The organism is Neobacillus sp. DFD-2R, from assembly GCF_057747865.1.
In genome coordinates, this window is record NZ_CM173228.1 from 2,041,626 (window position 1) to 2,056,991 (window position 15,366).

General features: G+C 38.4%; 15 protein-coding genes. 14 read left to right on the forward strand and 1 reads right to left on the reverse strand.

The annotated features are described in order from the left end of the window. Nucleotides 1–225: 225 nt before the first annotated feature. The 11 genes from AC3ANV_RS10235 to AC3ANV_RS10285 all read left to right on the forward strand — a co-directional run bounded on the left by AC3ANV_RS10235 (nucleotide 226) and on the right by AC3ANV_RS10285 (nucleotide 12,472). Nucleotides 226–1,836, forward strand: coding sequence for a long-chain-fatty-acid--CoA ligase (locus tag AC3ANV_RS10235; RefSeq protein ID WP_488313514.1), 1,611 nt, complete (start codon nucleotides 226–228; stop codon nucleotides 1,834–1,836). Nucleotides 1,837–1,949: 113 nt separating this feature from the next. Further along, nucleotides 1,950–2,516, forward strand: coding sequence for a TetR/AcrR family transcriptional regulator (locus AC3ANV_RS10240; RefSeq protein WP_488313515.1), 567 nt, complete (start codon nucleotides 1,950–1,952; stop codon nucleotides 2,514–2,516). A 313-nt stretch (nucleotides 2,517–2,829) separates the two neighbouring features. Next, nucleotides 2,830–3,900 carry a phosphotransferase family protein gene (locus AC3ANV_RS10245; protein ID WP_488313516.1) on the forward strand — a complete coding sequence of 357 codons (1,071 nt, stop codon included), beginning with the start codon at nucleotides 2,830–2,832 and terminating at the stop codon, nucleotides 3,898–3,900. 153 nt (nucleotides 3,901–4,053) lie between these two features. Then, the gene (locus AC3ANV_RS10250; RefSeq protein WP_488314177.1) at nucleotides 4,054–4,833 is read left to right on the forward strand and encodes an enoyl-CoA hydratase/isomerase family protein; all 780 of its coding nucleotides are present in this window, start codon (nucleotides 4,054–4,056) and stop codon (nucleotides 4,831–4,833) included. A 12-nt stretch (nucleotides 4,834–4,845) separates the two neighbouring features. Next, nucleotides 4,846–5,820 carry a quinone oxidoreductase family protein gene (locus AC3ANV_RS10255; protein ID WP_488313517.1) on the forward strand — a complete coding sequence of 325 codons (975 nt, stop codon included), beginning with the start codon at nucleotides 4,846–4,848 and terminating at the stop codon, nucleotides 5,818–5,820. Nucleotides 5,821–6,251: 431 nt separating this feature from the next. Continuing rightward, nucleotides 6,252–6,953, forward strand: coding sequence for a winged helix-turn-helix domain-containing protein (locus tag AC3ANV_RS10260; protein WP_488313518.1), 702 nt, complete (start codon nucleotides 6,252–6,254; stop codon nucleotides 6,951–6,953). Beyond that, nucleotides 6,943–8,346: an ATP-binding protein gene (locus tag AC3ANV_RS10265; protein WP_488314178.1), complete on the forward strand. Its 1,404-nt coding sequence runs from the start codon at nucleotides 6,943–6,945 to the stop codon at nucleotides 8,344–8,346. The genes AC3ANV_RS10260 and AC3ANV_RS10265 overlap by 11 nt, the downstream gene beginning before the upstream one ends. A gap of 176 nt (nucleotides 8,347–8,522) precedes the next feature. Continuing rightward, a complete protein-coding gene (locus AC3ANV_RS10270; RefSeq protein WP_488313519.1) occupies nucleotides 8,523–9,959 on the forward strand; it encodes a S1C family serine protease in 1,437 nt (478 codons plus the stop codon). A 55-nt stretch (nucleotides 9,960–10,014) separates the two neighbouring features. Then, a complete protein-coding gene (locus AC3ANV_RS10275) occupies nucleotides 10,015–10,428 on the forward strand; it encodes a hypothetical protein (RefSeq protein ID WP_488313520.1) in 414 nt (137 codons plus the stop codon). A 166-nt stretch (nucleotides 10,429–10,594) separates the two neighbouring features. Further along, nucleotides 10,595–11,023 carry a cell wall hydrolase gene (locus AC3ANV_RS10280; protein ID WP_488313521.1) on the forward strand — a complete coding sequence of 143 codons (429 nt, stop codon included), beginning with the start codon at nucleotides 10,595–10,597 and terminating at the stop codon, nucleotides 11,021–11,023. Between the two features lie 120 nt (nucleotides 11,024–11,143). Further along, complete coding sequence (locus AC3ANV_RS10285) at nucleotides 11,144–12,472, forward strand: Na+/H+ antiporter NhaC family protein (RefSeq protein WP_488313522.1); 1,329 nt, start codon at nucleotides 11,144–11,146, stop codon at nucleotides 12,470–12,472. Nucleotides 12,473–12,738: 266 nt separating this feature from the next. On the opposite strand, the gene AC3ANV_RS10290 is transcribed toward AC3ANV_RS10285, so the two are convergent. Beyond that, nucleotides 12,739–13,158, reverse strand: a complete 420-nt coding sequence (locus tag AC3ANV_RS10290) for a MaoC family dehydratase (protein WP_488313523.1) — start codon at nucleotides 13,156–13,158, stop codon at nucleotides 12,739–12,741. A gap of 342 nt (nucleotides 13,159–13,500) precedes the next feature. On the opposite strand from AC3ANV_RS10290, the gene AC3ANV_RS10295 reads away from it, so the two are divergent. From AC3ANV_RS10295 to mug, 3 genes are all read left to right on the forward strand, one after another. After that, on the forward strand, nucleotides 13,501–14,052 hold the full coding sequence (locus AC3ANV_RS10295) for a DJ-1/PfpI family protein (RefSeq protein ID WP_488313524.1): 552 nt from the start codon (nucleotides 13,501–13,503) through the stop codon (nucleotides 14,050–14,052). Between the two features lie 125 nt (nucleotides 14,053–14,177). Next, a complete protein-coding gene (locus AC3ANV_RS10300) occupies nucleotides 14,178–14,762 on the forward strand; it encodes a YitT family protein (RefSeq protein WP_488313525.1) in 585 nt (194 codons plus the stop codon). 72 nt (nucleotides 14,763–14,834) lie between these two features. Further along, nucleotides 14,835–15,341: a G/U mismatch-specific DNA glycosylase gene (gene mug / locus AC3ANV_RS10305; protein ID WP_488313526.1), complete on the forward strand. Its 507-nt coding sequence runs from the start codon at nucleotides 14,835–14,837 to the stop codon at nucleotides 15,339–15,341. The last annotated feature ends 25 nt before the right edge of the window (nucleotides 15,342–15,366 follow it).

Sequence of the window (15,366 nt, forward strand, 5' to 3'; positions counted from 1 at the left end):
AGTCAGTCTTATACTTAGGCTCTTTTCGTAAACTTTGTTGCTTTTGAAGCTTAATAAAGTTCATTTACTAAGTTTCTAGGCAATTTCCGCAAATGTTCCTTACGAAAAGATGTCACGAAGCTTCTAATTAAACTGGTTGATAAACTTATACGAAAAACAACAATCTATGCGAAAATAGCCTATACTTAAGAAAATATAGAGAACGAACCATTTGGAGGGAAGCCCATGAGTGAAAAGAAAGCCTGGTTAGCCCATTATCCGGGAAGCATAGCAAAAGAAGTTACTATACCTAAGATCCCATTAGGTCAAATTCTTCAAGAAACAGCTGTAAAATATCCTACACATAACGCACTTTCTTTTTACGGAAAAAAATTTACTTATGAAAAATTACACACCATGGCTTATACATTTACTTCCGCCCTGCAGCAAAATCAGGTACAAAAAGGTGACCGTGTGGCCCTCATGCTGCCAAACTGTCCGCAATTTGTTATCTCTTATTACGGAATTCTAAACGCTGGTGCGATTGTAACGCAAGTGAACCCGATGTCCGTTGAACGGGAGATTGAATATATTTTAAGGGATTCCGGTGCAGAAACAATCGTGGTCCTTGATACTCTTTATCCTCGTGTAAAAAGTGTTCAAAAAAACACTAATATAAAAAATATTATTGTTGTCAGTTTACAGCCAACAGGTGATGATTTTTCTTCCGATAAGAGCATTGAAAGTTTCCTTTCTGAAAGCAATGGAAATGTGCTCCCGGTTTCGATTGATTCAGAGTATGATGTGGCCGTTCTCCAATACACCGGTGGAACAACGGGGCGATCAAAAGGTGCAATGTTGACACATCGAAACCTTTTAGCAAATGTGATTCAAGCATATGAATTCTTTAAACATGAAATTGATATTGGCCGGGAGCGATATTTAACCATCATACCTCTCTTTCATGTTTTCGGGATGACCTCCTGTATGAACCTTTCGATTTATACCGCATCGGAATCCATTATGCTTCCTCGTTTTGATTTAGAGGAAGCGTTAAATACAATAAAAAATGAACGGCCAACTGTATTTCCCGGAGTGCCAACCATGTATATAGCCATTACCAATCATCCTCGTGCAGAGGAATATGGCATCAACTGTATTGAAGTCTGTAATAGTGGAAGTGCACCAATGCCGGTTGAGTTACTTCGTGAATTTGAAAGAAAAACAGGTTCGAAAATTTTAGAAGGGTATGGACTGTCGGAAGCTTCTCCTACGACTCACTGTAATCCAATGTTTGCAGAAAGAAAACCGGGAAGTGTTGGTATTGGTGTTCCATCCACAGATTATAAAATTGTCGATATCGAAACCGGTACACAAGAAGTCCCTGCAGGTCAACTGGGCGAAGTCATCATAAAAGGTCCACAAGTAATGAAGGGATACTGGAACATGCCTGAGGAAACAGCACATGCTTTACGAAACGGATGGCTCTACACAGGTGACATCGCAAAGTTGGACGAAGAAGGTTATCTTTATATTGTAGATAGAAAGAAGGATATGATTATTGCGAGCGGATATAATATTTATCCCCGTGAAATTGAAGAAGTGATTTATGAGCATCCTTCTGTTCAAGAAGCTGTTGTCATTGGAGTTCCCGATAAGTACAGAGGAGAAGACGTGAAGGCTATAATTGTTCTAAAATTAGGTAAAACTGCAACCGGAGAAGAAATAATTCGTTATTGCAGGAAGAACCTGGCGGCCTATAAGGTGCCAAGGATTGTTGAATTCCGTGACCAATTACCTAAAACAAGTGTTGGAAAAATTCTTCGCCGTTATTTAAGAGAAGAAGCAGTAAAATAATTTACGAAAACAGCCATTTTAAACAAAAAAGATTCTATGATTGAGCATAAAGTGGAAAATAAGAATATGATATAATTTCCTATAGACATTTTTTCAGATTGCGAGGACATAATGTGAAGGAAAAAATAACAGGACAAAGTATTAGTTTATTTGAAAAGAAGGGGTTTAGCGAAACATCGATACAAGATATCGTTGATTCCATAGGAGTGACTAAGGGGACTTTCTACTACTACTTTTCAAGTAAAGAAGAACTGCTAATGGATATCCATCTAGGCTATATTGGAGAATTGCTTGCCCAACAAGACCGAATTTTAAAAGATGAATCGAAGACATATAAAGAAAAATTATTTGCAATTGTAAAAATGCTGATATCTGATATCAAAACAAGAGGCTCTGCTGCAAAAATTTTTTTTAGGGAAATGAAAAATTTAAGCCAAGACCGCCTTGCTTTGGTTCTTCCAAAACGAGACCAGTTTCGATTGAATTTGGAAGAATTAATCAGGTCAGGAATAGAAAATGGTGAGTTCCGGTCCGATTTAAATGCATCCATCATTACATTTGGAATTCTGGGGATTACCAATTGGAGCTATCAATGGTTTAACCCAAATGGAAGCTGCTCTGATCAAGAAGTAGCAGAGATATTTGTCGAAATGATTTTAAAGGGAATTCAAGTGAATTGACGAAAATGTTTGAGAGGGTTCTTGTATAAAAGCCCTCTTTCCAAAATTCGCATACTAACCGGTTGGTACTGCGGGGTAAGAATTTTTTTGCCCGTAATACAGGTAAATGTCCGTTTCAGTAAAATGGATGCACTCGGTCATGTAAACAACAAAGGTTATTTTTTGTTTACCCGTGTATTACTTTGAAAAGTATTCAAGTGAGCAAAATTCCGGAATTGCTACAAGAAGGCTTGAATCACTTCCTTGTGAAGTTTTTAGGTACTCGGCCGGGTTTTGAATAATCTGAATTTTGCAAATCGAAGGGAGGGGCTTTATGCCTAATCAAATGAGTAAAGATACAATTCCAGTTAGAAAAGGGGAAGAATTAAACCTTTCTATTCTAGAGAAATTTTTACGAGAAAACATTGAGAATCTTCCGGGAAGTCCTCTTGAAATTCTGCAATTTTCCGCGGGTGCCTCGAATTTAACCTATCAACTAAAAATAGGTGATTGGGAAGCAGTATTGAGGCGCCCGCCACTAGGCCCGGTTGCACCAAAAGCTCATGATATGGAGCGGGAATTTAAAATCCTTTCTGAGCTTCATCCCATCTTTAAGGTGGCACCAAAGCCATTGCTTTTCTCTGACCGGCTTGAAGTGGTTGGAAGTCCATTTTTCATTATGGAGAGAAAAAACGGGCTTGTTCTCGACACTTCTTTTCCGGAGGGGATAAAGGTGACAAGAGAACTTTGTCAACGAATATCTGAAATAATGGTTGAAAAACTTGTCGAGCTGCATTCAATTGATTTCAAACAGACCGGGCTCGTCAAAATGAGCAAGCCTGAAGGATTTATGGAAAGGCAGGTACATGGCTGGATCCGGCGATATGAACGTGCGAAGACAGATGAAATTGAGATTGTTGAACATTTAAAAAAATGGCTGGTTGACCATATTCCTCAACATTATGAAGTTTCGGTTATTCACTATGACTATAAGTTAAATAATTCAATGTTTAACGAAAATTTCACTGAAATGGTCGGATTATTTGATTGGGAAATGACAACTGTTGGAGACCCTTTAGCAGACTTGGGTGTTACGATGAGTTATTGGAATCAGGCTGAAGATTCAGACCTTTTAAGAAAGGGCTTAGGAAAGGACCCGGTAACATCCATATATGATGGTTTCTTGACAAGAGAACAGTTTATCGAGCTTTACGCGAAAAAAAGCGGCAGAGATGTAACTAATCTCAATTTTTATTTAACGTTTGCCTATTTTAAACTCGCTGTAATCTGCCAACAAATCTATTACCGCTACAATAAAGGCCAAACCGAAGATGTCCGCTTTGCTAACTTTAACCATTTTGTAAAAAGTTTAATTGGGCATGCAGCAAGTGTTGCTTATGAATGATTGAAATGAAAGGAAAAGTCGGAGCGAAACAACCATGACGGGGTCCGATAAATTGTTTGATGGCGGCTGGGCTATTAAATGATGGATGAGTGAAAATAAGTTAACACGGATATGGATTACGAGAAAACTAAGATGATAGAAGGGAAGATTGCTATGACTCAAGGACATTTATTAATCGAAAAACTGGGACCTGTTTTATCACTAACATTAAATCGCCCGGAAAGTTTAAATGCATTTAGTCCTGAAATGATAGTAGGATTAACAATTGCAATTAAAGAAGCGCAGTTGGATTCTGATATCCAAGTGATTGTTTTATCCGGGGCAGGGCGTGCATTTAGTGCCGGCGGTGATGTTAAAACAATGGGAAAAGCGAATGGTGTTCAAGTGTATGACCATATCGGCAGGCTTAATGAACTTATTTTAACAATGAAAGAGACTGAGAAGCCAATCATTGCTGCTGTACATGGGTTTGCCGCCGGAGCAGGGTTTAATCTGGCATTAGCATGTGACTTGATCGTTGCCGCAGAGGACAGTAAGTTTGCCCTTAGTTTTTCAAAGGTCGGCCTAGTCTCCGATGGCGGCGGTTCATATTTTCTGCCAAGATTAATTGGTCCATACTTGGCAAAGCAATTCTTTTTTACGGCGGAGCCGATTTCAGCCGAACGTCTCTACCAGTTAGGTGTCATAAATGTTCTTTATCCAGTGGAAAAACTCCAGGATGAAACAACAAAATTAGCATTAGAACTGGCTCAAGGCCCCGGCAAGGCATTTGGCATGCAGAAGAAATTAATAGACCATTCCTTTACAGCTTCTCTTGAGGAAATTCTTGAGCAAGAACGGATAACCCAAACATTAATGGTTCAAACCGAAGATCACCCTGAAGGTGTCACTTCTTTTAAAGAAAAAAGAAAACCTGTTTATAAAGGTAAATAGGAGGAAACGCACGTGAAAGCTGTTCAATTTAAAGAATATGGCGGGCCGGAAGTACTTAATATTGTTGAAATGGAAAAACCTGTCCCAAAAGGTCATGAAGTATTAATCGAGATTAAGGCGATTGGGGTTAATTATGCCGATACCGCCCGCAGGGAGGGGCAATATGTTGTCCCGACAGCCCTGCCATTTATACCAGGAGCAGAAATTGCAGGGGTTGTTGTTGGGGTCGGTGATAAAGTGACAAAAATTAAACCAGGTACGAGAGTCGTAACTTTAATCGAATCAGGGGGTTATGCTGATTATGCCCTTGCTGATGAACGTGCTTTGATTCCGCTGCCTGAGCAGTTAGGTTTTCAATATGCTGCTGCATTACCGCTTCAGGGCTTGAGTGCGTATCATATTTTAAAAACGATGGGTCGTTTGGAAGAAGGGGAAAGCGTTCTTGTACATGCAGCTGCCGGTGGGGTGGGAACCATTGCTGTTCAGCTTGCTAAATTGTTTGGGGCGGGTAAAGTAATTGCTACTGCAAGTTCCGGAGAAAAATTGGAGCTTGCCCGCGAAATGGGGGCGGATGTGTTAGTAAATTACACAGAAACGAACTGGGAAGAGCAGGTTCTAGAAGCCACAGGGGGTAAAGGCGTAAATGTTGCACTCGAAATGGCAGGTGGAGATGTTTTTTATAAAACATTAAAATGTCTAGCTACCTTCGGAAGACTGGTAGTTTATGGAGTGGCCAGCGGTGAACAAAGTAAATTCTATCCATCCTCCCTTATGGCAAGAAATCAATCGGTGATTGGCTTTTTCCTTCCGCAAATAATGAGAAAGCCGGAGTTGCTTCAGCCTAGTTTAGTAGAGTTACTTAACTTTTTAGCAGAAGGTAAATTGAAGCTAACCATTGGAGATGTGTTTCCATTATCGGAAGCAGCCAAAGCCCATACCTTATTGCAATCAAGAAAAACAAAAGGAAAGCTAATTTTAAAACCTTAATTATGCAGTGAAGGGAGAGTCCTTGATGAAAACAACAGTTGAAACGGTAACTGGTTCAATTTCTGTTGCTCAATTAGGAAAGACGCTTATTCACTTATGAAAATTATGGAGAATTGGCATCCGGGTCATACTTTTTGAATATCCTGCCAACTTTGCGCGAGTCAGGTATTTCCGAAAATCAATTGGAGAAAATGCTCGGTACAAATGCTGAAGTACTGTTTACGAGAGCAGCAGCAAAAGTAATATAATTTTACGAAAAGAGGCTTGAAGCGATTCAAGCCTCTTTTTTTTGTATTTTGGAAAAATATTAACAAACTATGACGAAAATATTAATTAGTTGGGAAGAATTCTCAAGATGGTTGATATGCTTTAAAATTCGTATAAACTTAATAAAAAGAACAGTTTATTTTGCAATAGGAGTTGAACGGATATTGAAAATATTAGTGATTGAAGATAATAAAAGTGTATGTTCGATGATTGAGATGTTTTTTGCAAAGGAAGGCATCGAGGGAGAGTTTGTAAATGACGGGTTAGAAGGGTATAACCGTTTTAAAAACGACACCTGGGATGCATTAATTGTCGATTGGATGCTGCCAGGTATGGAAGGTGTAACCATTTGCCGGAAGATTAGGGAGGAGAAGTACACGGTTCCGATTATCATGCTAACGGCTAAAGATAGTGAATCTGATCAGGTGCTCGGTCTTGAAATGGGAGCAGATGATTATGTCACAAAGCCATTCAGCCCGCTCACACTAATGGCTCGAATTAAGGCAGTTACACGCCGTTTCCAAAATCAAGTAGCCAATGATGGGGAAGATTTACTCAAGTCAGAACACTTTCAGGTAAGTAAAAATACGAGAGAGGTCATCGTCGATGGAAAGCCGATTACCAATCTAACACCGAAAGAGTTCGACCTGTTATATTATATGGTCGAACACCCTAAGCAAGTATTCTCAAGAGAGCAATTGCTTGAACGGGTATGGGGATATCAGTTTTACGGTGATGAACGGACGGTAGATGTTCATATTAAACGATTGAGGAAAAAGGTAGAAACTGCTTCACAGCCATTCTTCCACACCGTATGGGGAGTAGGTTATAAGTTCGATGAGTCGATTAAAACAGATGAAGTTTAAGTATATTTATCAACAGTTTTTTAGCCATATAAGCATCATTATTGTAGCATTTTTAATCTTAAGCTTATTGTTTGCCCATTATGTTGAAAATTTAGTTTATGAGAATAAAGCCGAAGAGCTGATTTCTTATGGTAAAGCCATTCTGTCAGATATTGATCAATCTCCAATATCAACAGAACAAATTATAAATCAATATAGTTCTGTTTTAATAGCGAGAAAAATGAGTTTTAGCATGTTTGATACAGATGGACACCTTTATTCAGTTGCAAAGCACGGACCGGCGATTAAACTCTCGTCCTCTGAATGGAACAAAATCACTAAGGGTCAAACGATTATTGTTAAAAGTGATTTTAAAAGGTTCGGCCAAGAAGGAGTTACCTTTGTTGTCTTACCGTATCTGGATCAAGGACGCTTCGTGGGCGGGATCCTGCTAACATCGCCGATTAGCGGATCGAGTGATATGATTCATCAAATTAATCAATTCTTACTGTATACGATTTTTATCGCATTTGCTGTATCCTTTTTCCTAAGTTGGTTATTATCAAGAATTCATGTTAATCGCATAAAACGTCTACGTGAAGCAACCTCCCTCGTTTCAGCGGGGAATTATCATGTGAATGTCCATTCTTCTAATTTTGATGAAATAGGCGAATTAGCGAATGATTTTAATCATATGGTTGATAAAATTAATACCTCTATGGAGGAAATAGAAAGTCTTGAAAACAGAAGGCGGCAGTTTATGGCTGATGTTTCACACGAGATGCGAACGCCATTAACCACCATTAGCGGGGTTATTGAAGGGTTAAAAAACGATATGATTCCTGAAGAAGATAAGGAGAGAGGAATTAACCTGGTAAATCAGGAAGCAAAAAGACTGATTCGTCTTGTGAACGAAAATTTAGATTATGACAAAATCCGTTCTAATCAAATTCAGTTATTTAGGGAAGACATTCAGTTATTGGAAATACTCGAAATTATTCAAGAGCAATTATCTATTCTAGCTGAAGAGAAGAATGATCAAATTCTCGTTGATGTTGCACCTGATGTTTTTGTCAATGCGGATTATGATCGCCTGATTCAAATATTAATTAACATAACAAAAAACAGTATTCAATTTACATCCGATGGAACAATCTGGCTAAGAGGCAGAAAGCAAGAAAATGAAACGATTATTGAAGTGGAAGATACAGGGATTGGGATTGATCCGAGAGATGTCGAAAACATCTGGCATCGTTTTTATAAAGCCGATATTTCAAGAACGAGCAACCCTTATGGTGAATTTGGGTTAGGACTTTCAATTGTAAAGCAATTAGTTCTTCTTCATAACGGTGAAATTGACGTGTTCAGTGAAGAAGGAAAAGGGACAAAATTCATCATTCGTTTTCAACAATAAATACAGTTTGTAAAACTGCGAGTGTCGATTTCGCAGTTTTTTTGTTTTAATTGATTATTTTTCTTACAATTTTCCAAAAGCCTTTAAAGTTTGTTAATAGTTTTTTCACATTTGTCAGATAAAGTAAAAATAAGCAATCAAACAATATATAAATAATAAAAGGAGATTGGAAGAATATGAGTAATAAAGAAGGGTTCGAGAACGAAAATGAACTTAACCATTCAAATTCAATTGACATCACTGTCCCTGCGCATACGGAGGATCAATCGGGAGAGACAGGGATTGAGTCGGCTGATTTTGTTCATTCAAAAACCATAAATGATGCAAATACTGAAATGTCATCACCAAAAACAAGGAGTTCAGATGAAAGAGAAGAAAAAATTAACGAATCTATTGTAAGGGAGCAAACTCGGACGGCTAACGATAGTGGCTCAAGAAACAATAAAAAAAGGAATATAAAAGGATTTGCTTCTGCTCTTGCAGCTGGTGTAATCGGTTCTGTGTTGACATTAACAATCCTTCCGCATACCGATTACATAAAAAGCTTTTATCCAAATGTGGAAGCCACTAATTCACAGGCATCGTCTGAGGTTGTAAAACCGGTGACGGCCCAGCCAACTGCCGTTTCAACATCATCCATTGCCGATACGGTTGAAAAAGTTTCAAAAGCAATTGTTGGGATTGTCAATTATCAACAACAGCAGCAAAACAATGATTTTTTTGGTAATAATGATAATAATAATTCTCAGCAAAGTGTAGAAACAGGCTCAGGGTCAGGAGTTATATTTCAAAAAATGAATGGCAGTGCCTATATTGTAACGAATAATCACGTGGTTGAAGGAGCAACAAAGCTTGAAATATCCTTGTATAACGGAACAAAAACAACTGCACAAGTGGTTGGGACTGATGCTCTAACCGATCTCGCCGTCTTAAAAATTGATGGAAAATATGTCAATGCAACAGCTAATTTCGGGGATTCCTCAACATTACGGCCGGGTGACCAAGTGTACGCCATCGGAAATCCGCTTGGACTGGACCTATCAAGAACGGTCACACAAGGTATCGTCAGTGCAACAAATCGTACTATTTCCGTTTCAACATCCGCAGGAAATTGGGACACAAATGTTATTCAAACGGATGCAGCGATTAATCCCGGGAATAGCGGTGGCGCCCTTATCAATCCGCAAGGACAGGTCATCGGGATTAACAGCTTGAAAATTTCTGAAAGCGGTGTGGAAGGATTAGGATTTGCGATTCCGAGTGATGATCTTATCCCAATTGTAAATCAATTAATTAAAAATGGAAAAATTGATCGTCCATATCTTGGCGTAGGTCTGGAGGATCTGGATCAAATCCCGCAAATTTATTGGCAAAACCTACCTAATAACATCCAAAAGGGCGTGATGATCACGACCGTTGAACCAAACTCTGCAGCTGCAAGATCAGGCTTCCAGGTGAAGGATGTTGTTGTCTCCATGAATGGAACGCAAATTGCCAGTTCATCTGAATTAAGAAAATATTTATACACAAAAGTAAAAATCGGTGATGATGTCAAATTTGGTGTTTATCGTAACGGAAAGCTTAATACGATTACGGTAACATTATCAAAATAATAAGAAGCCGCGATTTGAGTTAAAATAAATGCACTAATCATTTCGAGGTGAAAAAATGAATCGGGTCGGTAAATACGCTAGCAGCAATGAAGTGGATGAGACAGAGCTTTTGACGATGGTCTTTGAACTAAGTGAGAAGGACCGAATGATTATGTGGTCTGAAGGCTATATTGATCTCGTCATCGAAAAATTGCCTAGCTATGCCCGTGACATTTTGGAGAATCGTAAGAAAAAATGGGAAGATACAAAAGCGTTTGTACAGGACGAACTTAAGGAAATCATCAACCGGAGTGCCTTTATTAAAAAATTGAAGGGCGAACGAAAGGAGTTCGCCCTTTTTGTCATGGAACATTATCCACAATATCAATTATTATTGTTCTTGGTTTATGACGGAAAATTAAAAGATGATGATTTACGGAAATTTGTTTATCGTCGCAGGTTTGGGTCCGGTAAAAGGTACCTTCATTAAGTGGTGAATAGGATGGTTCAAAGGGATTGGATAATTTGGCATAGGAACAGTTTGATGTCCATTAGCACATGGATTCGAGAGGTAATCTCGATTTAATTGCAAGCTCATAGGCAACACTCCGGCTTTTGAGAATATGATGTAGATGAACACCAATGGAGGTGACGTGATGGCAGTAGTTAAGGCAAGGAAATCAGATATTGATTTATTGGCACGGCTGCTTAGAGCGGAAGGTGAAGGAGAAGGGACTCTTGGAATGCTGCTTATTGGAAATGTAGGAATAAACCGGATTCGTGCGAATTGTTCAGATTTTAAAGGTCTTCGTACTATTCCCCAGATGGTCTATCAACCTCATGCATTTGAAGCAGTTATTCATGGGTATTTTTATCAAAGCCCCAGATCATCAGAAAGAAGATTAGCAAGAAAAGTAATAAACGGTGAAAGGTATTGGCCTGCGAAATTCAGTCTATGGTATTTTAGGCCGCCAGGGGATTGCCCGCAAAAATGGTACGACCAGCCTTTTGTCTCACGATATAAGAAACACTGTTTTTATCAACCAACAGGTGAAACCTGTGCAAATGTTTATAACACCTTTTAGGATAGTTCGAGCCGCCTGTAATAGCGGCTCCATTTTTTCTAAATAGACTCTTAGTACTTTTCGAAATCCGAAATTCCTCTTATAATTAGGTAAGTTTGTTAAAGCTAAGGGTGGTCTTGAATGAATTCATATAAGTTCTCAGTTAAACAGGTCCTTTTTCTTATCCTTATTACGTTATCGGGGGTCGTTTGGTCAGTCATTTTTCATCACCCGCTTGTACTCGGTTTTCTTCCGGGTTTTCTCGTGCTGGTTCATCTTTCGGTAACGAAAAAAATGACGATGAAAAGACTTTTACATATTAGTTTAATAGGAATAAATAAAACAAGAATCGTCATCCTCATTCTTTTTCTTGTTAGTTTTCTACTCCCATCCTGGTATTTGTCAGGTACGATCGACCAAATGGTGAAAGTGGCCTTGCATGTTATTATTCCGCAGCATTTTTTTGTTCTATCGTTTATGGTTGCGCTTTGTTTTTCGATGCTCCTCGGTACAACGGTGGGGACATTAAGTGCAATAGGTGTTCCTATTTTGGGGACGGCAGTTGTCCTCCATCTTCCTGTAGACATCGTAGCCGGAGCTCTTGTTTCAGGGGCGTTTGTCGGAGACAGAACGTCGCCGTTTTCCAGCTCGCACCAACTTTTATCACACACCGTTGAGGTACCTGTGAAAAAACAATGGAAAGCGATGCTTTTGACAACGGTAATCGCGATAACAATTTGCCTCTGCTTCTATGGCGTTTCCGATTTTTTCATTTCCGGACAAACAAGAATAAATTCTGAGCCCTTACTTTGGAGCCGGCTTTCTTGGATAAAATTTATTCCGCCGCTGATTTTAATTTTATTTGTCATTTTCCGAATGAGTATTATTTACGCTTTTATTTCTAGTATTCTAGCTGCTGCAGTTATCGCTTTTCTTGACGGTTCACCCCTTTCAAAAATAATAGGTGCTTTCTGGAACGGAATTAATGGAATTGGAGGAGGGCTGGTTCACATGTATGAGCTATTGCTCTTTTTAGCATTGGCTGGTGCCTATAATGGTTTATTGGAGGAGTTGAATGTCATTCAGCCTTATTTGGATAAATGGCTTCAATCCTCTCGTTCATTAATAGGTGATACCCTTAAAACGATTGCTGCTACTTTATTGATCAGCTTCATTGCGGCCAACCAGACCCTTCCGATTATTTTAACAGGGAGATCCTTTCTGCCATATTGGTCAAGTAATTATAGGAAGGAAGAATTAGCGAGAGTGATGGGAGATACTACAATGCTTTTTCCAGGGATGGTGCCTTGGAGCGTACTTTCTATCATGTGCAGCACTATCATCGGAATCCCATTGTTAAAGTATCTTCCGTATGCGATGTTTTTATGGATATTACCTTTTTTAACTATTTTTCTTTCGTTGGTAAAACTATTGCGGATAGCAAGAATAAAGCGAACAGAAGCTGCTTAAAAAAGGAGTATAAGTTATCGGATATTCACTAGACAAAAAAGGCTGGGCGTTTTTTGTAACGGGTTCACATCAGAGGTGCAAACATTAAAATTACAAGGAGAATCACACGGCATTTTCACATAGGAAATATCGTGTGATCTTTTGTTGTTATAGTAAGGATAAGATTATCTCCATCATGAATGAGGGCTAATACATCTTCCGGCTGCTTCTTTTTTTACTTAACTAATGATTGAATGAATTCTCCATCTTAGTTCCATTCACTTTTCTTAGTATTTTTTCATGACTGCGGCTTCCCCATCGAGGACTATTTCCTGACGTTGATTCCATACCTGCGTTTTTAATTGAATGATTTTTTTATCATCCCTTTTTCCCACTACTTCTACGATAACCTTGATCGTATCACCTATTTTGACAGGAGCGGTAAACTTGAAACTTTGGGATAAATAGATTGAGTTCGGGCCGGGTAGTTTCATTCCAAGAACGGTTGAGATAAAACTCCCCGTTAAAAGTCCATGGGAAATCCTTTCCTTAAAAATGGTTTGTTTGGCAAACTCATGATCAATATGCATTGGGTTGAAATCACCCGTTAGGCCTGCAAATTGATAGATATCAAATTCAGAAATGGTTTTGGAAAAAACAGCCGTATCTCCGACTTGAATATCCTCGAACATCAACTCTTTTTGCATATGCCCATCACCTTTCTTTGTAATTAAAAATGAAAGTTTCTGACCTATTGGAAGAGGGATTGAGCTATGAATCTACTGCTTTGGAGCAAATCGTTAATATCCCTGTCACCTTTACAGAATAATATTTTGCTCTCATTATTATTATATAGCGGTATATTAGGATGAGGCTGATTGAAATGTTAATATTTGGTTAACATTTTTGAACAAAATAGGATCCTGAATGTCTTGGTACATTGGGGTTGAATTTTTGGCATTTACATTAATGTAATTCGAATAAAAGGGGGTTTTTGGAATATATAAATAAAGGTAAAAGCCTTATTTATATAGGAGGGAAACTGAATCATGTTCAAAAAAGTACTACTCTTGGCTGGAGATGCAGTTGAGGCATTAGAAATTTATTACCCATATTTTCGCTGCCTGGAAGAAGGCTATGATGTAAATATTGCCGCTCCATCAAAAAAGAAACTGCAAACTGTTGTTCATGATTTTATCGGCTGGGATACTTATACAGAAAGTAAAGGATATTTAATTGATGCAAACCTATCGTTTGAAGATGTAAATCCGGAAGAATACGATGGGTTGATTATCCCTGGAGGGAGAGCACCGGAATACATTCGTTTAAATGAAAATGTCCCAAGAATAGTCTCTCATTTTTTTTTAGCGAATAAACCCGTTGCCGCCATTTGTCACGCAAGTCTCATATTAACAACTGTTCGTCAATATTTAGAAGGAAGAGAATTAACAGCTTATATCGCCTGCAAACCGGATGTGGAAGCTGCAGGGGCAAAATATATAGATAATCATTTACATGTACAAGGAAATCTTGTTTCCGGTCATGCATGGCCGGATCTCCCTGGCTTTATGAAAGAATTCATTAAGCAATTAAATAAGTAGTTTGGAGATTAAGACGGCTTAATGAATCAGAGAAAGATGCTCTGGTTCATTTTTTTATGTTTGAATGAATTCACATATTCCATCATATAAGTGGTAATAAAGAAATTGGACAAGGGATGAAGAACATGTTAAAAAAAATAGCAGTAATCGGATTCGGCAGTACGATGATTGGAATCGGAATTAACGGTTTTATTATTCCATTTCACTTAATTAATGGAGGTTTTTTAGGCATAAGCCTAATACTAAACTATTTATGGGGATTTAAAGCAGGCCTCATCTTTATATTTCTAAATATTCCTGTATACATGTTCGCCTTTAAGGCGGATCCAATGTATTTTATGAATGGGTTAAGTGGTGCGATCATTTCCGGAATTATGATTGAGTTATTTATGCCCTTAAATGGGACGATTCATTTACCAATCATGAGCAGTGTGATAGTAGGTGCGATTATGATTGGTATTGGCGTCGGAGTTATGTTAAGGAATCATATTAGCCCAGGTGGAATGGATTTGCTTGCCCTATTACTGTCAAAATGGTCCAAGGTAAATGTAGGGGTGATCATTTTTGCGCTCGACATGGTGGTAATTATGACGGGTTTACTTCTCCTGCAAGATGCGAAACTGTTTTATTCGTTATTAATTATCTCTATTGTAGGTTTACTCGCCAGTCTTATTACCTCTTTTCGCAGTATTCAGGTTCATATAAAATAATTCAAATAAGATATCTATTTTGATATGGTAAAATGAAACCATCTAAATTTGTAATAAAACTTGGAGGTTTTCATGAAACCAGTCAGCGATCATGTTAAAGAAAATCTGCAAATTTTATTTGTTGGCTTTAATCCGAGTATCCGCTCGAGTGAAACAGGGCATCATTTTGCTAATCCGAACAATCGTTTTTGGAGGATTCTTCATGAAGCGGGATTAACGCCGCGAAAATATCAGGCTTCGGAGGATGAAAAGCTAATCGATTTGGGGCTGGGAATCACGAATATTGTCCCAAGACCGACAAAAGCCGCAGATGAAATTACAAAATCAGAATACCAAGAGGGCAGGAAAGTTTTAAAAAAGAAAATTGAAAAATTAAAGCCAAAGGTAGTTTGTTTTGTTGGAAAAGGTGTTTTTCAAGAATATAGCGGGAAAAAAGCAGTTCCTTGGGGAAGGCAAAAGGAATCGGTTGTCCCTGGTACGATTGATTTTGTTGCTCCATCATCAAGCGGGCTGGTCAGAATGAAAATCGATGAAATTATTGATATTTACAAACAATTAGCCATGCTGATAGCTAAATAAAAACATCGACGGAAAATCCATGGCC